This is a genomic window from Amycolatopsis camponoti, from assembly GCF_902497555.1.
Taxonomy (GTDB): Bacteria; Actinomycetota; Actinomycetes; order Mycobacteriales; family Pseudonocardiaceae; genus Amycolatopsis; species Amycolatopsis camponoti.
Map to the genome: position 1 here is coordinate 107,262 of NZ_CABVGP010000004.1, position 19,189 is coordinate 126,450.

21 protein-coding genes are annotated in these 19,189 nt (G+C 73.5%); 11 read left to right on the forward strand and 10 right to left on the reverse strand.

The genetic code is table 11. The features are described from left to right. The first annotated feature begins 34 nt into the window (after nucleotides 1-34). Complete coding sequence (locus AA23TX_RS47500; RefSeq protein WP_155549622.1) at nucleotides 35-457, forward strand: MarR family winged helix-turn-helix transcriptional regulator; 423 nt, start codon at nucleotides 35-37, stop codon at nucleotides 455-457. Here AA23TX_RS47500 and AA23TX_RS47505 read toward each other — a convergent pair. Continuing rightward, nucleotides 454-855, reverse strand: coding sequence for a DUF1304 domain-containing protein (locus AA23TX_RS47505; RefSeq protein ID WP_155549623.1), 402 nt, complete (start codon nucleotides 853-855; stop codon nucleotides 454-456). The genes AA23TX_RS47500 and AA23TX_RS47505 overlap by 4 nt on opposite strands. Beyond that, nucleotides 852-1,268, reverse strand: a complete 417-nt coding sequence (locus tag AA23TX_RS47510; RefSeq protein ID WP_196425951.1) for a cupin domain-containing protein — start codon at nucleotides 1,266-1,268, stop codon at nucleotides 852-854. Before AA23TX_RS47510 ends, AA23TX_RS47505 begins: the two co-directional genes overlap by 4 nt. 87 nt (nucleotides 1,269-1,355) lie before the next feature. Here AA23TX_RS47510 and AA23TX_RS47515 point away from each other — a divergent pair, with 87 nt between their 5' ends. The 3 genes from AA23TX_RS47515 (at nucleotide 1,356) to AA23TX_RS47525 (ending at nucleotide 4,494) form a co-directional block, all read left to right on the forward strand. Beyond that, the gene (locus tag AA23TX_RS47515) at nucleotides 1,356-2,378 is read left to right on the forward strand and encodes a helix-turn-helix transcriptional regulator (protein ID WP_155549625.1); all 1,023 of its coding nucleotides are present in this window, start codon (nucleotides 1,356-1,358) and stop codon (nucleotides 2,376-2,378) included. 95 nt (nucleotides 2,379-2,473) lie between these two features. Continuing rightward, nucleotides 2,474-4,153 (forward strand): AbeC-like domain-containing protein, encoded by a 1,680-nt coding sequence (locus AA23TX_RS47520; RefSeq protein ID WP_155549626.1) that lies wholly within the window; start codon nucleotides 2,474-2,476, stop codon nucleotides 4,151-4,153. Next, nucleotides 4,153-4,494 carry a hypothetical protein gene (locus tag AA23TX_RS47525; protein ID WP_155549627.1) on the forward strand — a complete coding sequence of 114 codons (342 nt, stop codon included), beginning with the start codon at nucleotides 4,153-4,155 and terminating at the stop codon, nucleotides 4,492-4,494. The genes AA23TX_RS47520 and AA23TX_RS47525 overlap by 1 nt, the downstream gene beginning before the upstream one ends. On the opposite strand, the gene AA23TX_RS47530 is transcribed toward AA23TX_RS47525, so the two are convergent. Then, the gene (locus AA23TX_RS47530) at nucleotides 4,487-5,323 is read right to left on the reverse strand and encodes an alpha/beta fold hydrolase (RefSeq protein WP_155549628.1); all 837 of its coding nucleotides are present in this window, start codon (nucleotides 5,321-5,323) and stop codon (nucleotides 4,487-4,489) included. The two genes, AA23TX_RS47525 and AA23TX_RS47530, sit on opposite strands and share 8 nt — an antisense overlap. 73 nt (nucleotides 5,324-5,396) lie before the next feature. On the opposite strand from AA23TX_RS47530, the gene AA23TX_RS47535 reads away from it, so the two are divergent. Beyond that, entirely contained in the window at nucleotides 5,397-6,176 is a 780-nt protein-coding gene (locus AA23TX_RS47535; protein ID WP_196425952.1) for an enoyl-CoA hydratase/isomerase family protein, read from the forward strand. A gap of 46 nt (nucleotides 6,177-6,222) precedes the next feature. On the opposite strand, the gene AA23TX_RS47540 is transcribed toward AA23TX_RS47535, so the two are convergent. From AA23TX_RS47540 to AA23TX_RS47555, 4 genes are all read right to left on the reverse strand, one after another. Beyond that, on the reverse strand, nucleotides 6,223-6,786 hold the full coding sequence (locus AA23TX_RS47540; RefSeq protein ID WP_155549630.1) for a cytidylate kinase family protein: 564 nt from the start codon (nucleotides 6,784-6,786) through the stop codon (nucleotides 6,223-6,225). 106 nt (nucleotides 6,787-6,892) lie between these two features. Then, nucleotides 6,893-7,702 carry a hypothetical protein gene (locus tag AA23TX_RS47545; protein WP_155549631.1) on the reverse strand — a complete coding sequence of 270 codons (810 nt, stop codon included), beginning with the start codon at nucleotides 7,700-7,702 and terminating at the stop codon, nucleotides 6,893-6,895. Between the two features lie 111 nt (nucleotides 7,703-7,813). Further along, entirely contained in the window at nucleotides 7,814-8,593 is a 780-nt protein-coding gene (locus AA23TX_RS47550; protein ID WP_155549632.1) for an aminotransferase class IV, read from the reverse strand. Further along, on the reverse strand, nucleotides 8,593-9,468 hold the full coding sequence (locus tag AA23TX_RS47555; protein WP_155549633.1) for a peptidylprolyl isomerase: 876 nt from the start codon (nucleotides 9,466-9,468) through the stop codon (nucleotides 8,593-8,595). The genes AA23TX_RS47550 and AA23TX_RS47555 overlap by 1 nt, the downstream gene beginning before the upstream one ends. A 148-nt stretch (nucleotides 9,469-9,616) precedes the next feature. Here AA23TX_RS47555 and AA23TX_RS47560 point away from each other — a divergent pair, with 148 nt between their 5' ends. Next, nucleotides 9,617-10,183 (forward strand): MBL fold metallo-hydrolase, encoded by a 567-nt coding sequence (locus AA23TX_RS47560; RefSeq protein WP_155549927.1) that lies wholly within the window; start codon nucleotides 9,617-9,619, stop codon nucleotides 10,181-10,183. 2 nt (nucleotides 10,184-10,185) lie between these two features. Next, on the forward strand, nucleotides 10,186-10,836 hold the full coding sequence (locus AA23TX_RS47565) for a hypothetical protein (RefSeq protein ID WP_155549634.1): 651 nt from the start codon (nucleotides 10,186-10,188) through the stop codon (nucleotides 10,834-10,836). On the opposite strand, the gene AA23TX_RS47570 is transcribed toward AA23TX_RS47565, so the two are convergent. The 3 genes from AA23TX_RS47570 to AA23TX_RS47580 form a co-directional block, all read right to left on the reverse strand. After that, nucleotides 10,808-11,053, reverse strand: a complete 246-nt coding sequence (locus tag AA23TX_RS47570; RefSeq protein WP_155549635.1) for a hypothetical protein — start codon at nucleotides 11,051-11,053, stop codon at nucleotides 10,808-10,810. The genes AA23TX_RS47565 and AA23TX_RS47570 overlap by 29 nt on opposite strands. 73 nt (nucleotides 11,054-11,126) lie before the next feature. Then, a complete protein-coding gene (locus tag AA23TX_RS47575; protein WP_155549636.1) occupies nucleotides 11,127-12,713 on the reverse strand; it encodes a YibE/F family protein in 1,587 nt (528 codons plus the stop codon). A gap of 221 nt (nucleotides 12,714-12,934) precedes the next feature. Beyond that, nucleotides 12,935-13,912: a GlxA family transcriptional regulator gene (locus AA23TX_RS47580; RefSeq protein WP_155549637.1), complete on the reverse strand. Its 978-nt coding sequence runs from the start codon at nucleotides 13,910-13,912 to the stop codon at nucleotides 12,935-12,937. Between the two features lie 98 nt (nucleotides 13,913-14,010). Between AA23TX_RS47580 and AA23TX_RS47585 the strand changes: the two genes are divergently transcribed. From AA23TX_RS47585 to AA23TX_RS47600, 4 genes are all read left to right on the forward strand, one after another. Further along, on the forward strand, nucleotides 14,011-14,715 hold the full coding sequence (locus AA23TX_RS47585) for a DJ-1/PfpI family protein (protein WP_155549638.1): 705 nt from the start codon (nucleotides 14,011-14,013) through the stop codon (nucleotides 14,713-14,715). 101 nt (nucleotides 14,716-14,816) lie between these two features. After that, nucleotides 14,817-18,107, forward strand: a complete 3,291-nt coding sequence (locus tag AA23TX_RS47590; RefSeq protein WP_230863122.1) for an AfsR/SARP family transcriptional regulator — start codon at nucleotides 14,817-14,819, stop codon at nucleotides 18,105-18,107. Between the two features lie 100 nt (nucleotides 18,108-18,207). Further along, nucleotides 18,208-18,717, forward strand: a complete 510-nt coding sequence (locus AA23TX_RS47595; RefSeq protein WP_155549639.1) for a hypothetical protein — start codon at nucleotides 18,208-18,210, stop codon at nucleotides 18,715-18,717. 83 nt (nucleotides 18,718-18,800) lie between these two features. Further along, entirely contained in the window at nucleotides 18,801-19,157 is a 357-nt protein-coding gene (locus tag AA23TX_RS47600; RefSeq protein WP_155549640.1) for an SPW repeat protein, read from the forward strand. Nucleotides 19,158-19,189 lie beyond the last annotated feature (32 nt).

The window sequence follows — 19,189 nt, forward strand, 5'->3', positions numbered from 1 at the left end:
AAGAGTTGACGCGTCAACTCTGTATGCTACTCCCATGTTGGAGCCGGCGGAGTGGGCGTTCTGGGACACCTGGATGCGCGCGCAGCGGCTGCTCGCCCGGGAGCTCGACCGCGGCCTGCAGCGCGACTGCGGCATTTCGAAGGCCGAGTTCAGCGTCCTGATGACGCTGCGGAAGCCGATGCGCGTCGGCGAACTGGCCGACGCGCTCGACTGGGAGAAGAGCCGCGTCGCACACCTGCTGACCCGGATGGAGAACCGCGGCCTGGTGGCGCGGACCGAGGACGGCGCCACCGGCCGTCGCACCGGCGTCGAGCTGACCGCCGAAGGACGCCGGACCGCGGAGAGCGCCACCCGGGCTCACGGCGCCAACATCCGCCGGCTCGTCCTCGACCGCCTCGCGCCCGAGCAGGCCGCGGCCATCCGGGCCTGGAGCGAGCAGCTGATCGAGCCCGGCTAGAACAGCGCCGCGACCAGGGCGACGAGTGGCGGTACGGCCTGCGCGAGCGCGCCGCCGCGGCCGCTGCCGCGGGGCCGGCTGAGCGCGAGCAGGTCGGACACGCCGAGGGCGACCCCGGCCAGCGCCATGAACGCGCAGCAGTAGAGCACCAGTGCACGCCCGGCATCGACGTTGCCCGTGTGCAGCAGGACCAGCCCGGTGATCGGGCCGGCGGCCAGGAACAGGTTGTAGAACCCGACGTTGAACGACCACAGCCGGGTGGCCGGCAGGTTCTCCGCCGGGATGCGGAAGATGTCCCGGTGCACGCCCGGCCGTTCGAACAGCACGACCTCCCACGTGAACGCGAGCAGGTGCACGAGCGCCGCGATCCCGGCGAAGACCTGGACGACGGCGTTCACGGCCGCACCAGCTCGACGCCGTGCCGGCTCGCGACTTCCGGGACCTGGTCCGGCGCGGCCCGGTCGACGTCGCGGAAGAAGCGCCCCATCGCGGCGGTCAGGCTGACGGCGAGGAACTGCGCCGACGGCGTGTGAACGGTGAAGGTGTTGACCGCGCCCGCCGGGATGCTGATCGACGCGCCGGGGCCGAGGTCGTGCAGCTCGCCGTCGACGTAGACCGTGATGCGCCCGTGCAGCACGTAGAAGCTCTTCGCCCACGGCTCGGCGTGCGGCGGGACCGACGGCCCGCGGGACGCGTCGACCTCGAACAGCTCGTAGGCGCCGCCGGTGTGCTCGGCGCCGACCTTGACGGTGATCCTCGCGTCCTTCGCATCGAGTTCCGGGCCTTCGCCCGGCGCACTGAAATGGGTCATGCCGCCGAGGCTAGGAACGCGCCGCGGGCCGGACCATCCCGGGAATGTGGGATACCCGGGACGCCGGGCGCGGCGCATACTGCGTCCATGTGGGAGGGCCGGGCGCAGGGCGTGCGGCGGGACATCGCCGCGCTCGCGACGGCGGGCCTCGGGGTCGCCGAGCTGCACGCCGCCGCCATCGAGCTGGTCGAGCGCGTGGTGCCGACGGAGCTGACGTGCTGGGCGTCGCTGGACCCGGACACCGCCGTGATCAGCTCGATGACCAGCGGGCGGGCCCGGATCCCGGGGGAGTACGAGCCGCTGCTGGCGACCTACGAGTACGACGGCGCCCAGCCCCACACGTTCGCCGAGCTGGCCGCCCGGCCGGTGCCGGTGGCCCGGCTCTCGGACCTGCCACGCCGCGACGTCGAGCGCAGCGGGCGGCTCAACGAGGTCTGGCGGCCGCTGGGCCTGCGCCACGAGCTGCGCGTGGTGTTCCGGGTCGACGGGACGTCGTGGGGCGCGGCCGGCCTGGTGCGGCGCGGCGAGTTCGGCGACCGCGAGGTCGAGTTCCTGACGGCGATCGCACCGGCGGTGGCGGCGGCGACGCGGGTGGCCGCGCGCACGCGTGACGCGGGGGAGCGGGCGGACCCGGCGATCGTGGTGGCCGGCCCGGACGGCGGGCAGCGGGCGGCCACCGGCGCGGCCGCGGCGTGGCGGGCCGAACTGGACGCGATCGCCCCCGGCCGGTTCGCGGTGCTGCTGCGCGCGGTGGTGACCGGCGCGCGGGCGGCCGCGACGGGAACCTTCCGCGCCCGGGTCCGCGACGCCCGCGGTGGCTGGATCGTGCTGCACGCGAGCCGGCTGGTCACCGGGTCCGCCGACGACGAGACGGTGGTGACGATCGGCCGCGCGTCGGGGGCCGAACTGCTGAGCGTGCGGCTCGCGGCCTACGGGCTGACCGCGCGCGAAAGCGAAGTCTGCCGCGAGGTACTGGCGGGCCGGTCCACTTCGGACATCGCCGGCCGGCTCGGCATCTCGGCGCACACCGTGCAGGACCACCTCAAGGCCGTGTTCGGGAAGGTGGGCGTCCGCAGCCGCGGGGAACTGACGGCGGAACTGCTGGCGTGACCGGTGCCCGAAATACCGTCCCCCGTCCCCAATGTGCATGCTACGGTCGGCAACTTGCTGAGTGGGTCTTTCCGGAGTTCCCCGAGGGAGCGAGCATGTCCCCAGGCTCGGCCGACGACACCACGCGCTACCTGTGCGCGGCCTCCTACCTCGATCCCCGCTTCGGCACGCGGGCGATCACCGAGTTCCTCGTCGAGCCGACCCGGCCGGTCCCGCCGTCGCCCGGCCTCGACGCGGGCCGCGTGCTCACCGAGGCGGTGCGGGCACGGGCGCGCCGGAAGAACTACGACGGCCTGCTGGTGCTGCTGATGGCCGTCGTCATCGGGCTGTCGTGGGACAACCCGCTGCTGTACGGCTGGATCGTGCTCTCGATCGTGCTCGTGATCGCCCGGTCGGGGAAGAACGTCCGGGTGACCGAGCGGCCGCTCAGCCCGAAGACGCTCGCACTGGTGGGCGTCGCCGTCGTGATCGTCTGGCTGCTGCTGACCTACTCCGGCGAAATCTTCGACTCCGGCCGGAGCTATTCGTCGCGCTACTACGACGACGTCCAGTTCGACGACTCCTCGGGCGGCGACACCGCCCGGTACGTCATCGGCATCGTGCTCGCCGTGGTCGTCCTGATGGTCGTGACCTTCGAACGCTGGTCGCTGTGGAACCTGCTGACGACGCGCTTCAAGCGCTTCGCCCCGCCCGCTCCCGACACCGGCACCCTCGCCGGGCTGTTCACCGAAGACTTCCGCGCGCAGCTCGGGCGCTACCGGCAGATCGACGAGTTCGCCGGTGCGCCGGGCGCGCCCCTGGTGGTGTACCGCGGCTACAAACCGTTCGTGGGCGCGGGTTTCCGGCGCGACGCCTGGTCCATGGCGATCCCGCTCGAGCGCGTCGAGGACGACGGGACCGATCCGGCGGACCGCCGCGAGCTCACCACCGAGACGTTGTACGAGGAGATCCGCGGGGCCATCGCGGACCTCCGCCGCTCGGCGCCGCTGTCGCCGGACCGCCGGCTGGGCGGGCTGACGGTGACGGAGGCGGTGTTCACCCCGGCCGCCGAGCTCGTCGACCACCTGGGGGAGAGCGAGGCCGCCGCCTACCTGCCGGACATCGAGTACCCGCCGCACACCCGGCTGCCCGAGGCCGAAGTCGAGCGGATCCGGCGGGAACCGAAGGAGTGGGCGCGCTACTACCTGTGCTTCCAGGTGGAGACCTGGGACCGGGAGCTGGTGCTCACGACGTTCCTGCACGTGGCGGTGGACGAGACGACGCTGTACGTCGAGTGGACGCCGTTCATGCTGCCGCCGATCCGCGCCGAGTACCGCGCGGTGGACAAGATGCGGCAGGAGTCGTTGCGCCCGTTCGGTCAGGGGCTGGTCGGCTGGCTGGAGCTGCCGGCGAGCCTGCCCGGCCGGATCGCGAACCTGGCGTCGTGGATCCGGCAGCCGAGGCGCGAAGCCGGCGTCCTCGACCCGGAGCGCTACGGCGCCGCCAGCACCTTGCGCGAGCTCGCGTCGGCGAACCTCTTCACCGACTACTTCCAGCTCGTCGACATCGAGCGGTACGAGAAGATCATCGGGAGCCGGCTCCTGCCGACGATCGGCAAGCTGCTCGGCGACGCCGGGTTCTCGACGGCGAACTTCGACGAGCAGGCGGCGGTCGTCGTCAACAACGACATCACCATCGGCGGCGACAACAGCGCCCCGATCACCCAGACCGGACAGCGCGGGCCGCGGCCCCGCCCGTCCAGGATGACCGGGCGGCAGACCGGAGCGGAGGCCTGATGGGACACCGGATCACGAACAAGGTCAGCATCGGCGGCGACAACTCGGGCCGGATCACCCAGACCGGCATCGAGGGGGGCGACGCCGACGCCACGGTCTCTTCGCTGCTGGAGCTGATCGAGCGGCTGACGACCGAGGTGCGCGGCAAGGACCTCGCGAAGCAGGAGGTGCTGGAGGACACCCTGACCGACCTGGCCGGCGACCTGCGCGCGGGCGACGCCGCGGAGCCGGCGGTGGTGCGCAGCCGCTGGGAGAAGGTCAAGGGCCTGCTGGGCGGGGCGGTGCAGTTCTCCGAGCTGGTCGCGAAGATCTCCGATCAGGTGCAGAAGATCTTCAGCTGAGGACCTTCCGCAGCACCTCGTTGACCTCGTCGGGCCGTTCCATCGACGGCAGGTGACCGGTGTCGGGGAGTTCGACGAGCTCCGCGTCCGGCAGCGACGCCGCGAGGTGGTGGGACAGCTCGACGAGACCGGGCGCGTCCGCCGTCCCGATCACCACCAGGGCGGGCGTCGTGATCTCGCCCAGCCGGTGCCGGGTGTCCGGGACCTTCTCCGTCCACTGTGGAGCCGTCCAGTCGTGCCGGTAGACCTGCTCGCACATTTCCCTGACCAGCGCGACCATTTCCGGCGGCAGCACCGAGACGTCCCGCTCCGGGCCGGCGACCAGGTAGCGGATGTTCGCGTCGGCCATCACCCGTACGTCCGCCGGGTCGACCTCGGCTTCGCGGGCGGCGTACCGGGCGAGCCGCCCGGCGGGGAGCGCTTCCGCGGCCAGCCGCTCGATGTCCGCCAGCATGTGGTCCGGCCAGGTGTGCCCGGTCAGGCCCGAGCCGAGCAGCGCGAGCCGGGTGATCCGCTCCGGCGCGGCCAGGGCGGCGTCCAGCGCGCACGCCCCGCCCATCGACGCCCCGACCAGCGCGGCCCGCTCGATCCCCCGGGCATCGAGCAGGGCCAGCAGGTCCTCGTAGTGGGCGTACTCGCCGGGGCCGTCGGCGGTTTCGCCGAAGCCGCGGCGGTCGTCGCGGATCACCCGGTGCGTGGCGGCGAGCGCGGTGAACTGGGCGTCCCACATCCGGCGATCGCCGATCGCGGCGTGCAGCAGCACGACCGCGGGCCCCTCGCCCGCTTCGTCGTAGCCGAACGCCGTGCCGTCCACCTCGATCGTCGCCATGGCCCCAAGCTAGCGACCCGACCGCGTCACACACCGCAGTTTTCGCTCAGGGCGAGCAGCTATCGTGCGGTTCATGACCGACGGATTCGACCTGACGCGCGACGGCGAAGTCGCCCGGCTCACGCTGACCCGCCCGGAGAAGATGAACGCGATCACCTACGGCATGTGGTCGGCGATCCCGGACGTGGTGGCCGAGGTGGAGGCCGACCCGGGGCTGAAGGTGCTCGTGATCGCGGGCGCGGGGAAGCACTTCTCGGCGGGCGCGGACATCAGCGAGTTCGGCGAGCTGCGGACGACGGCCGAGGGCGCGGCGAGCTATGACAAGGCGGTCGAAGGCGCGGTGGCGGCGCTGACCGCGATGCGCAAGCCGTCGGTGGCGATGATCCAGGGCAACTGCATCGGCGGCGGCTGCCAGGTGTCGGTCGCGTGCGACTTCCGCTTCGCGGCCGAGGGGTCCCGGTTCGGCATCACCCCGGCGAAGCTCGGCATCGTCTACCACTTCGACTCGACGCGCCAGCTGGTCTCGCTCGTCGGACCGGCGCACGCCAAGTACTTCCTGCTCTCGGGCGAGCTGATCACGGCGGACCGGGCCCGCGAAATCGGGCTGCTCAACGACGTCTTCCCGGCGCCGGATCTGGAGACCTCGACGCTGGAGTTCGTCTCGACGCTCTGCTCGCGCTCGCAGGCGTCGATCCGCGGGATGAACCGGATCATCGAGAAGATCGTGGCGGGGCAGGAAACCTCGGACGCCGAGGTCGAGGAGATCCGGTCCGCAGCACTGCACGGTGTGGACTACGCGGAGGGCGTCGCCGCGTTCCTCGAGCGGCGCCCGCCGCGCTTCACCCACCGCTGACCGGCCCGGACCGCGGTCGTCCACATCGGACTCGGCCGCCGGAGCCTCAGGCGTCCAGGTAGGCGCGGAAGTGCTCGGCGACCACGTCGGTGACGCCGGCCGGGTCGAGCCGGCCGTCGATCTCGATGACGCGGATGCCGGCCTCCCGCGCCGAGCGCACGGCCTGCGCGGCGAGCATCCGGTCGCGCGTCAGGCGGGTGCGCTGCCGCGGGATCGTGGGCTCGTCCGGCCGGTGCCGCAGCTGGTGCTGGCGGAACAGCTCGGTCGGCACCAGCACGACCATCCGGCTCGGCGAGTCCACGAGCGGGGCGACCAGCTCCGGGCGCAGGCTCCGGCCCTCCGCGACGATCGGTCGCGGTGACTCCCACGCGCGCAGCTCGTCCAGCGCGGATTCGAACCGCCGCCGGAACTCGGCCAGCACCGCGGTCAGCTGGTCGCCGGCGGGGATGTCGTCGGCGGGGGCGGCGGCGGGCCGGGCCCGGTCGTCGTGGTGGTAAGCCGCCAGCCCATGCCGCGCGGCCAGCAGCCGGGCGACGGTGGACTTGCCCGTCCACGGGGCCCCACCGATCCAGAGCGTCTTCCGCAGCGTCCCGAACGGATCCGAGGTCATCGTTCGACTATTGCGGCACCGGCGGGCCGAAGCCAGTGTTCCGGCACCGGTTGAGCCGTTCAGCGCAGAGTGACCCGGCGCGCACGGGGGGCCACGAGCGGATCGGTCACGATCTGTCGCCTTCGTCGTCGACGACCAGGACGGTGGAGCCGTCGACGAAGCCCGGTTCCTTGTCGAAGCGGAACCGGAACTGCGCGCCGGGCCGGATCGCGGCGATCACCTGCGTGTCGGCGGTGTCGAGCACGATGATCGAGTGCTCGGCGGTGATCGGTTCCTGGCGCAGCAGCACCTCCGGCGTCGCGTCGGGACGGGGTTCGGGGACCACGACCGGGATCGGCAGGGTCCCGCTGACCGAGCCGGAGCCGTCGACGTCCTCGTGGTGCTCCGGCTGGAAGGGTGGCGGCGGGAGGAGCTGGGGACGGCGTCGCCACCAGAGCCCGGCGATCAGGCCGGTCAGCAGACCGCCGGTGCCGCTGACCGCCGAGGCCAGCCCGACGTCGAGCCCGGAGGACTCCTCGACGGGTTTCGCCTGCGGAACGACCGGGGGAGCGGCCGGCAGCGGGCCGAACTGCACGGCGGGGTCCCGGGCGTCCTCGGGCAGCTGCAGCACCTGGCCGGGCTCGATGGCGGTGGCGTCGGTGAACGGTGTCCCGTCCGGGCGCGGGCGGCCCTGGTTGAGCCGGAAGATCTCGGGGAACCGGTTTCCGTCGCCGAGGGCGCGCTCGGCGATCTTGAACAGCGAGATGTCGTCGGGGTTGTCGGCGTGCGGGACGATGTAGTACTTGACCGGAGGCGGCGGCGTGGCCTGCGCCAGCGCGGGCCCGCCCGCGAGCACGGCGAAGAGGACACCGGCGGCGCCGGCCTGCCCGGTCCGCCCGAGGACGCGGCGCACCGCGGGAACCCGGTTTCCGGCCATGGCTCTCCCACCCTCTCCCCGGCGACCCCGGCGGGTCCCGGTGTTGCCCTTGACACGGGGCCGGAGCGGGCGCGGTTCAGATCTTGCGATCGGGAGAGGGCGAGCCGTGGTTCAGATCTCGTCCCAGGGCACGGTTTCGTACGCCTTCGCGAGCAGCTCCACCGCGCGGTCCGCGGGCGGCAGCACGAGGTCGTCGACGGACGCCACCGCGCGTCCCGGCGTCTCGGAGTTCGTCACGAACATCGCGTCGAAGCCGCGGAGGTCGGCGGGCCGGACCTCGCGCGTCTCCTGCGGGACACCCAGGCGGCGCAAGGCTTCCTTCTGGACCAGCATCGTGATCCCCGGCAGCACCGCGGCTTCCGGCCAGACGACCGTGTCGCCGGCCAGGAACCCGGCGTTCCAGACGGATGCTTCGCTGATCCGCCCCGCGGGGTCGACGAACAACGCGTCGTCGTAGCCGGCCAGCTCGGCCTGGCGGGCGTGGTAGATCAAGCCGAACGTGCCGAGGTGCTTCACCTGCGGCAGATCCCGTTGGTAGCGCACCGTCCCGAGGCGCAGCGGTGCCGGCTCGGGCGGGTGCGGCGGGAGCGTCCGGACCAGGATCTCCGGCGTCATCGGTTCGGCGAACGAGCGTGTGAGCACCAGGACCCGCACCGAAAGCTCGGGTTCACCGGCGATCGCCCGGCGGACGTAGGACCGCACCAGGTCGACGTCGAGATCGGTGCCGAACAGCAGGCGGGTGCTCGTGGCCAGCCGTTCGAGGTGGTACGCGAGCCCGCGGACCCGCCCGTCCCGGACCTGCATCGCGGTGAAGTGACCGTAGGAGGTCATTCCCGCGACGAAGGCGTCCGGGCCGAGCGGGTCCCCGTTCAGCTCGATGCGCCGCGTCACTACTGGACGGTGACGCCCGTGAACTTGACCTGCTTCGTCGGCGCCCCGGTGCCGTCCTGCGGGTTCGGGTTCGCGATGCCCGCCTTGGCGACCGCGTCGAGCACCTTCAGGCCCTCGTCGCCGATGGTGCCGAACACCGAGTAGTCGGGCGGGAGGCCCTCGGCGTTGCCGTAGACCATGAAGAACTGGCTGCCGCCGGAGTTCGGGGCGGACGTCTTCGCCATCGCGAGGATGCCGCGGCCGTACTTGATCTCCGGGAACGCCTCGTCCGGCATCGTGTAGCCGGGGCCGCCCTGACCGTCCTGGGTCGGGTCGCCGGTGGCCGACGGGTCACCGCACTGCAGCATCTGCAGGCCCTCGGTGCCCAGCCGGTGGCACATGGTGTCGTTGTAGAAGTTCTGCTTCGCGAGGCTGATGAAGCTCTGCACCGCGCAGGGCGCGAGCGCCCGGTCGAGCGTCAGCGGAATGTCGCCCGCCGTGCTCTTCAGCGTCACGTTCACCGTGCCGGTCGACGGGACGTTCTTGCCGTCGGGCAGGTTCACCTTCTTCGGCGCCTTGCCCGTCGTGTCGGCCTTGAAGTCGCACGTCGTCGGGTTCGGCAGCGCCGTGGTCCGCTTCGCCGCCGCGGTGCGCTGCGTCGGGATCTGGACCTCGGTGGGCGTCGGGGCGGCCGAGGAGGAGGACGCCGCGGCGTCGGTGGTGTCCGCGCCGTTGGAGCTGACGATCCAGACCACGATGCCGGCGATGACGAGCACCGACACGGCCGTCACGCCGATGCCGATCTGCTGACGCCGCTTCCGCTGCTCCTTACGGCGATCGAGCTGTCGCTCGAGTTTGCGCTTCGCAGCTTCGCGGCGCTGCTGGTTGGTCGCCACCCCGTACCCTCCCAGGTTTCCGCTCGTGTCACACGTCTGAGGTAGCGGCAGTGTATGGGCACAGCCTGTGAGGACCATGTACAGGGCCCGCTAGTCTCAACCCGATCGTGATCGGCGCCATCCGGCGCGGATGTCCGGGAGGCGTTCGGTGCTCGTCGTCGGGTTCGGCAGCGGCCCGCTGCAGGCCAACTGCTACCTGCTGGCGGAGGCCGCCGGCGGGCCGTGCGTGGTCGTGGATCCGGGGCCGGAGGTGGCCGCGCCGCTGACCGCCGCGCTCGGGGAGCACCGGCTGGTCCCGGCGGCGCTCGTGGCGACCCACGGCCACCCGGACCACGTCGCGTCGGCCGCGTCGCTGTCGGCCGAGCACGGCGTCCCGCTGCACCTGCACCCCGGCGACGCGGAGCTCTACGACGGCGACAGCGTGCCGCTCGAGGCCGGGATCTTCGCCGGGTTGGCCATCGATGTCCGGCACCTGCCGGGGCACACGCCCGGATCTGTGGTGCTGGGCCTGGGGACGGCCGAGGGCGGGCGGCTCGCGCTGACCGGCGACACGCTGTTCGCCGGCTCGGTCGGCCGCGGCGCCGACCCGGCGGCGGTGCGGACCCTGCTGGAGAGCCTGCCGGACGACACGGTGGTGCTGCCGGGCCACGGCCCGGCGACGACGATCGGGCGGGAACGCGCGGGCAACCCGTTCCTGGCCGGGACGGGGGCGTGAGCATGGCCGAGGAGACAGAGAAATCATCGGAACGGGTGGCGCTGTTCGAGGAGGACCCGCGCGGACGTCGTCGCCGCGGGATCTCGGGGCTGATCGGCGTGGTGATCGTCGCCGCGGCGTTCGGCGGCGTCGCGGGCCTGATCGGCGGCACGGTGATCGGGCTGGTCGTCGCGCTGGTGATCGCGCTGCCCCTGCTGTACGTGATGGCCGTGAGCATCCGGCGCCGCGTCTGGCTGGAGGGCTCGACGCTGCTCGTGCGCACGTGGGGGCTGCGCCGGGTCGACCTGGTCACCGCCACGCGGCTCGACCTGGTGATCGGCGACGTCCGCGGCTCCCGCACGGTGAGCCTGCTGGTCAACGCCGGTCAGCGGGGCAAGGTCGGGAAGGTCGACCTCGCGGTGTTCTCCGGGACGGGCGGGCGCGAGCTGGGCATCCTGCAGCTGCGGAAGCTGGCGAACGCGCTGATGAACAACGTCGAGGCGAACGGCCTCGTGTTCGGGGAGCTGCTGGTCGCCGAGCTGAAGGCCGAGGCGCGCGGCTCCGGTGTGGCCGACCGCCCGCTCTACCGGCTGGCGTCGGTGGCGCCGTCGGGCAAGTACGTGCAGCGGTTCACGATGGAGGCCGTCAGCCGGTTCGTGGCGACTCTCGACTGAGCTCTTCGTCCGCCTCGCGCAGCTGCTCGAGCTGGTAGACGAGCTCCGGCACCTCCTGCGCGATGTACGCGGCGAGGCGCTCCACGTGGTGCAGGGTGGCCCGGACGTCCTCGAGGGCGGCCGCGATGCGCGGCAGCGACTCCACGGCCTGGACGGTGGCCGTGACGACCCGCAGCGCGCCGCGCACGAAGTAACGCGGACCGGCGAGCAGGAACATGGCGCCTCCCGGGGTCGGCTGCCGCCTTCCTACCGCGTTCCCGCCCGTCTGGCGCGGCCGGGGTGCGCCGGTGTTACGGGTGGGACGGAACGGCCTTCGTGGTGCTGCTGAGGTACCCGGCGGGCTCACGGGAGGCGATCAGCGCGGCCAGGACCGTCGTCACCGGGACGGCCGCCACGATGCCGACGCTGCCGGCGAGCGTCCGGATGATCTCCTGCGCGATCTCCTCGCTGCCGAGCAGCGAGCCCAGCCCGACGCCGGAGATGGACGAGTACAGCAGCACCGGCAGCGCGGCGCCGGCGTACGCCATGACGAGCGTGTTGACCGCCGAACCGACGTGGTCGCGGCCGATCCGCAGGCCCGAGCGGTACAGCTCCTGCCAGCTCAGGTCGGGGTTGGCGCGGCGCAGCTCCCAGACGGCGCTGGTCTGCGTGACGGTGACGTCGTCGAGCACGCCGAGCGCGCCGATGACGACGCCGGCGAGCAGCAGCCCGCGCGAGTCGATGCCGTGGCCCAGTGAGCCGATCAGGGTCGACGTGCTGTCGTCGAGCCCGGTGAGCGAAGCCGCGGCGGAGAAGATCGCCGACAGGACGCCGATGAGGGCGAGGCTGGCGAGCGTGCCGAGGACGGCCGCGGACGTTCTCGCCGTCAGCCCGTGGGTGAGGTAGAGCGCGATGAACATGATCGCACCGGACCCGGCGATGGCCACGACCAGCGGGTTCTCCCCGGCGAGGATGGCCGGGAGGATGAACAGCGCGATCACTAGGAAGGACAGGCCGAGCGCGACGAGCGCGGCCAGGCCCTGCCAGCGGCCGAGCACCAGCACCGCGACCGCGAAGAGCGCGGCGAGCACGAGCAGCGGGGTGCCGCGCTGGAAGTCGACCAGCTGGAAGCTCGCGGGGTCGCCGGCGTTCCCGCCGTTGTAGGCGAGCACGACGGCGTCGCCCGCACTGAACCGCGGCGTGCTGGGCTCGATCGGCACGGTCAGCTTGAGCTGCTTCCCGCTCGCCGGGCCGTCGGTCATGGTGAGGTCGGCGGTCAGGCAGGGTTTGGCGTTCGGGTCGGTCTGGTCGCCCACCTGGACCTGGCCCTGGGCGAGGCAGGGGCCGGTGTTCGTGGCGGTGATGTTCGCGGCCACGGGCGTCCCCTGCGGGACGACGCTGGTCGGGTCCGGCTTGCCCCAGGGGTACAGCACGATCATGCCGACGACGGTGGCCAGCGCGAGCGGGGCGAGCATCCAGATCAGGAGCAGCCGGACGCGTTTCGACGCCGGGGCGGCGGGACCGTGGCCATGTCCGTGCCCGTGGCCGGCTTCGGCCTCGGGTTTCTTCGCGGTGCGCGGCTTGGCCGGGACCGCCTGCGGGCCCGTATCGCCGCGGCGGACGGCGCGTTGGGGGCCGGTGTCCGGCCGCCGGGCGGTGCGCTGCGGGCCGGTGTCGGTCCGCTTGTCCGCGCCGGGAACGCGCTGAGCGCCGGTGTTCGGAACCCGCTGCGGTCCGGTGTCGGCGCGGCGGCGGGCGCCTTCGGGCGGCGCCGGGCGGGCGGGCTTGCGGGGCGTTCCCGGCTTTCCGGACGCGCCGCGGACCGGCGAAGGGGACACCTCGTCCGTGATCCGGCGAATCGGGCCGGTTGCGTCGTCGTCCAGGTCGGGGCGGTCCACGCGCACATCCTGACAGCGGGATTCCCCGCCCCGCGCAAGGGGCCGCCGACGGCCCGGTTCGTCCCGATGCGCCGTGTCGTCCCGTCAATCACGCGTGTCGACCCTCCAGTCACGCGTGTCGGCTTCCCAAGCACACGGCCCGGCCCGGCTCTCGGCGTGCTCCGGGAGTCGACACGCGTGATCAGGGGGTCGACACGCGTGATTGCGGGGTCGACACGGCGTCAGCCGTTGGCCTGGCGGACGTGGACGCGCCGGTAGGCCGACGGCGGGGTGTCGAAGTGGTCGAGGAAGGCCTGCCGCAGCGTCTCCGTCGAACCGAAGCCGCAACGGCGGGCGATGGTCGCCAGGGGGAGGTCGGATCCGGACAGGAGCCGGGCCGCCTGCTCGGTGCGGATCGTGCGGACGTACTTGCCCGGCGTCGTGCCCAGGTGCGCGTCGAACAGGCGGGTCAGCTGGCGGGTGCTGATGCCCGCCCGGAGCGCAAGGGCCGGCGTGCCGAGGTCCTCGTCGAGGTGCTCGGCGATGTACGCGGTGAGGTCGCGGACCTCGCGGTGCTCCGGCGGCGGGCCGGCCAGGAACAGGCTGACCTGGGCCTGGTTCCCCGGCCGCTGCAGGTACGTCACCAGGGAACGGGCCACCTCGCGGGCCAGCGTCGGGCCGTGGTCGGCCTCCACGAGCGCCATGGTCAGGTCGAGCCCGCTGGTCACCCCGGCGGCGGTGTAGACGTTGCCGTGCCGGATGTACAGCGGTACCGGATCCACCGTCACCGCCGGGTAGTTCTCCGCGAGCTGAGCCGCCCAGCGCCAGTGGGTCGTCGCGCGGCGGCCGTTGAGCAGGCCCGCCGCGGCGAGCACCTCCGCGCCCGTGCAGACCGACGCCACCCGCCTGCTGGTCTGGGCCAGCCGCCGGATGTGGGCCAGCACGCGCTCGTCGGACGCCGCCGTCGTGCTGCCCCAGCCGCCCGCGACGACCAGCGTGTCGAGGTCGCCCGCCACCTGGTCGAGCCGCAGGTGGGGCTGCAGGATCAGGCCGGAGCAGGTGCGGACGGCCTGGCCGTCGATCGTGGCCAGCCGGATCTCGTACGGCGGGCGCGCGCCGTGGCGGTTCGCCGCGTCGAGGACGTCGGCCGGGCAGGCGACGTCCAGCAGCTCCACGTCGGGAAATCCGACGATGGTTACCCGTCTGGGTGAACCTGCCATGATCGCACGCTAGCAGCCGGACCGGCCTTCGGACGCGGTTCGCAGGAATTCGGACATCCGCGCCCGCCGCGCCGGCGACCCCCGCCAGGGTGAGGGCCATGACCGCTGAGCAGAAGACCCTCGCTTTCGTCGTCTACCCGGGGCTGACGCCACTGGACCTGGTGGGCCCGCTCCAGGTGCTGAGCGCCCTCGCGCAAATGGATCGCGGCTACCGGACCGTCGTCGTGGGCGCCACGAAGGACACCATCGGCACCGACACGCCGCTGAGCGTCGCGCCGAGCCACACCTTCGACGAGGTGCCGTCGCCCTACGCGGTGCTGGTGCCCGGCGGCACCGTGCCGACCCTGAAGGCCATGTCGGACGAGCGCCTCCTCTCCTGGCTGCGCACCGCGGCCGCCGGCGCCGAGCTGGTGACGTCGGTCTGCACCGGCTCGATGATCCTCGGCGCGGCCGGGCTCCTGGACGGCAAGCGGGCGACGACGCACTGGATGTTCCGCGACCTGCTGACCGGTCTGGGCGCGACACCGGTCGCCGAGCGCTGGGTCGAGGACGGCCGGGTGATCACCGCGGCGGGCGTCTCGGCCGGGATCGACCTGGCGCTGCACCTGGTGGAGCGGCTGGCCGGGCGGCAGATCGCGACGAACGTCCAGTTCGCCATCGAGTACGACCCGGAACCGCCGCAGGGCGAACTGGATTGGGCGAACCAGCCCTACGGCGACCTCAAGCCGCTGCGCGAGCACACGCTGCGGGCCGGGCTGGGGGACAACCCGGAACTCCTGGGCAAGCTGCTCGCGCACACCTGAACCAACGTCGTCGGCCATCCGGGTGAACGAGGGAAATGCCAGACCCCGGGCGGCTAGATTCACCCCGCTCGATCAGGTGATCTCGCGGGTGAGGTGTAGCCGTGCGGTTCCAGGTCCTCGGTCCGATGACGGCCTCCGTCGTGCTGCCCTCGGCAGCCCAGCCGCGGCGGCTGCTCGCCGTCCTGCTCGCCCAAGCCGGCCGCTTCGTCGGCCGTGACACGCTGATCGACGAGCTGTGGCCGGACGGCGCGCCGTCGAGCGCCGCGGCGATCGTGCAGGTCACCGTGTCGAAGCTGCGCAAGTCGCTCTCGCCCGGTCTCGGGGCCGCCGAGGCCGGGCAGCGCCTGCTCTCCGGCCCGCGCGGGTACGCGCTCGTCGTCGAGCCGGGGGAGCTGGACGCGGACGACTTCGTGACGCTGCTGGCCGCGGGCGCCGACGACCGGGCCCAGCGCCGGCGCGCGCTGGAGCGGGCCTTGGCGTGCTGGCGGGGTGACGCCTTCGCCGACGTCGCGGGCGGGCCGCTGCTGGAGGCGCACAAGCTGTGGCTGGAAGACCGGCGCTCGGCGGCTCTGTTGCAGCTGGTCGAGCTGGAGCTCGCCGACGGCGACGGGCGGGCCGTCGTGGAGCGGCTCGACCCCGTCGTCGCGGCCCGGCCCGCCGACGAGCGGTTCGCCGCCCGGCTCGCGTCCGCGCTCGGCACCGTCGGCCGCCGCGAGTCGGCCCTGGAGGTGCTCCGCCGGACGCGGCGGGCGCTCTGGGAGGAGGCGGGCGTCCGGCCGGGCGACGACCTCGTCGCGGTGTACCGCCGGATCGCGGGCACCGACTGGACGACGCCCGGGCCGCCCGCCCAGCTCCCGCCCGCGGTCGCCGACTTCACCGGCCGCGTGGCCGAACTCGCCGACGTCGGCCGTGCGCTGCGTGGCCCGGGTCCGGTCGTCCTGCACGGAGCGGCCGGCGCCGGGAAGTCCGCGCTGGCCGTCCAAGCGGCCTGGCGGGCGCGCCGCCGGTTCCCCGACGGCCAGCTGACCGCGTCGCTGCGGGGCCAGGACGCCGACCCGGCGACGGTGCTGACCGGCTTCCTGCGCCTGCTCGGCGCGACGCCGGCGGAGCTGGCCGATCGAGCCGGCCTGACCGGGCTCTGGCGCAGCTACACCGCGGACCGGCGGCTGCTGGTGCTGCTGGAGGACGTCACGAACGAGGCCCAGGTCCGGGCGCTGCTGCCGAGCGGGCCCGGCTGCGCCACGCTGGTCACCGCGCGCCGGGAGCTGCCCGGCCTGTGCGGAGCGCGACCGGTGCCGGTCACCGGATTGTCCACAGAGGACGCGTGGGCGCTGCTGGCGGCGATCGCCGGGGAGGTGCGGCTGCGGGCGGAACCCGAAGCGGTGCAACGGCTTCTCGGCCACTGCGCCGGGCTCGCGCTCGCCGTCCGGATCGCCGGGGCGAAGCTCGCGGCGCGGCCGAACCAGCGCGTGGCCGACCTCGCCGGCCGCCTCGCCGACGACCGCCGGCGGCTCGACGAGCTGACCGCGGGCGACCTCGGCGTCCGCGCCACGGTGACGTCCGGGCTGCGCGAACGGCCCGCGCCCGACCGGTACCTGGTGCGCCTGCTCGCCGCTTTCCCCGGCCCGGTCCCGGACTGGTGCGCCGCCGCGCTGCTGGACCGCCCCCTCGACGAGGCCCGCGACCGGCTCGACGCCTTGGCCGGCGCCCACTTGCTGGAGCCGGCCGGACGGCACTGGGCGGTGGCGTCGTTCGTCCGGCTCGTGGTGGCCGAGGGTGTGTCGCCGGAGACGGACGGGGTCGCGCTGCGCCGCGCTTGCGAGGTCACCCTCGCACTGGCCGAGCACGCCCGGGGGGCTGCGGTTGGTGGGCCGGTGGGGGAGGGACCGGCGTGGGGGTCGCGGGCTTCGGTTGCCGGTCCGGGGGCGCCCGGGTCGGGTAGTGCGGTTGTGGCTGCCGACGCGGTAACGCGGGCCGGTACGTGCAATCCGGCTGGAGTTGCGGGCGCGGGGACATCACTCGGGTCGCGTAGTCCGGCCGCGGCGACCGCCGCGGGCGCGCTGCCCGGCTCGCATACTGCGGCGGCGGCGGTTGCGGCTGGCGGCGCGGGGACATCGCCCGGTTCACGTACTCCGGCCCCGGCGACCGGCGCGGTGACCCCTCCCGGGTCGCGTACTCCGCCCGAGGTCGTCCCGAGTGGCCCGGCACCGGCTCTCTCCCGGCCGGATCCCGCCGCGCTTCGGCAAGTCACTGCCGATCCGGCGGCCTGGGCCGCCGAGGAGACCGCGCACCTCGCCGCGGCCGCGCGGCTGGCCGGGGCGCACGGCTGGCACGACCTCACCGAACGTCTCGCCGATGCGTGCACCGCGCTGGCCGGCACGCCGTGGCTCGGCCATGCCGCCCGCGCCGTGTCCGTGCTCGGCCTCGCCGCCGCGCGCCGGCGGCAGGATCCGCACGCCGAGGCCGAAAAGCTGTACAACCTCGGCTCCGTGCACCTGCAGCACGGCCACGGACGGCAGGCGCGGAACTACTTCGTCATGGCCGAGCACCGCTTCCGGCAGCTGGACGACCCGCAGGGCACGGGCGCGGTGCTGGCCGCGATCGCCGACGTCGACCTCGACGGCGGGGACGCGCGAGCCGCCGAAGCCGCGCTGCTGGAGGCCCTCGACCTGCTGCGCGAATGCGGCGATCGCCACGGGCAGGCGGCCGCGGCGGCGCAGCTGGGTTCGCTGGCCGAGGACGTCGGGGACGTGCGGCGCGCCGTCGAGAGCTTCGAGGTGAGCATGCTGCTCGCCCGGGAGTGCGACGACGGCCGCGGGCACGACCACGCCGCCAAGCGCTACGCCGACGTCCTGCGCCGGCACGGCGGCTGCGACCAGGCGGCCGACCTGCTGACCGGCGCGCTCGGCGGCACCGTGCGCACCCGCGAGCGGCACTGGGAGGCCCACGTCCTGCGCAGCCTCGGCGACCTGCACACCGAGGCGGGGGAGCTCGGCGACGGCGAACGCTGCCTGACGCGCTCGCTGGCCCTGTTCGAGCAGATCGGGCACCGGCACGCCGCCGCGTACACCCACCGCTCCCTCGCCGAGCTGCGGCTCCGCGCGGGCGATCCGGCGGGCGCGCGGTGGCACCTGCGCGTCGCGATGGGCGTCTTCCGGGAGCTGCGCGACCGCCGCGGTGCCGGGTACACCCTGCTCAGCCTCGGCCGGACCCACGCCGACGAGGGCGCCGGGCCGGAGGCCGCGCGGCTGCTGCGGACCTCGGCCGGCCTGTTCGAGGAGCTGGGGTTCCCGCTGTGGGAGCTGCGCGCGCTGCGGGAGCTCACCGCCGTCTCCAGTGAATCCCCGGCCCGCGAGCGGACTCGTGAAGTCTTGACGAAGATCAGGACCTGACCCGCTCCCGCCGGGGTCCGCGACGAGGTCGTTTGGCGAAGTTATGGCCGTCCCGTTTTGGCTGCCGCCGTTCGGTCCGTCGCAGGAGAAGGAGCAAGGCATGCCGGGACAACGGATGCTCGCGCGCGTGGCAGTGGGATTGACCGCTTCGGCCGCGACGGTGGTGTTCGCGACCATCGGCACGGCTTCGGCGAGCGTCGAGGTCACGAAGCTCAGCCAGTCGGCCGCCGCGTCGCAGCTGTCCGCCGCCGGGGTGACGCACTCGTCGAGCGGGGGCTGCACCACGCGGTCGAACTCGACCTGCACGTCCTACGAGCAGATCAACCAGACGACGGTCACCGGCGTGATCACGCTGAAGCGGGCCAGCGGCTGCGCGATCAACATCACCGGCGGCACCGAGGTCGGCCACGCGTCGGGCACCTACAGCCACTACAACGGCTACAAGGTGGACATCTCGCACAACAGCTGCATCGACAGCTACATCAAGAACAACTTCGGCTACATCGGGCTGCGCGGCGACGGCTACCCGCAGTGGCAGGCCGGCTCCGGCAACCTCTACTGCGACGAAGGCAACCACTGGGACATCACGTACTACACCTGCGGCTGCTGAGGTCCGGGTCCGGGGACTGCCCGTCTCGAGGGCTGCGGGCAGTTCCCGGTTACCGGCCGCGACCGCCGGGGTATCACTCCGGGGTGAAGACGACTTCGCCCGCGGGCCGGTGGGCCGCCGGTCTCGTGCTGCTCGCCGGTGCTTACCTCGTGCTCGCGCCCTGGGTCGCCGGTTTCGGCGGGGCGGGCGTGCTCGCCCTGACCAACACCGTCGTCGGCGTCGCTCTGATCGCGCTCGCGATCGCCGGCATCGTGACCCGGCGCCCGCGCGGGCTCGGCTGGGTCGTCCCGGTCCTCGGTGCGTGGGCGGCGCTTTCGCCGTGGCTGCTGCGGTCCGCCGCGCAGACGCAGCCGTCGGCGGCCGCGTTCGCCGGCAACGCCGTCGCCGGCGCGGTGGTCGTCGTGGCGGGCGTGCTCGTCCTTGCGCAGCGGGGGAGATGAGCGCACCGCCTCGCGGTTCGTACGGTCGGTCG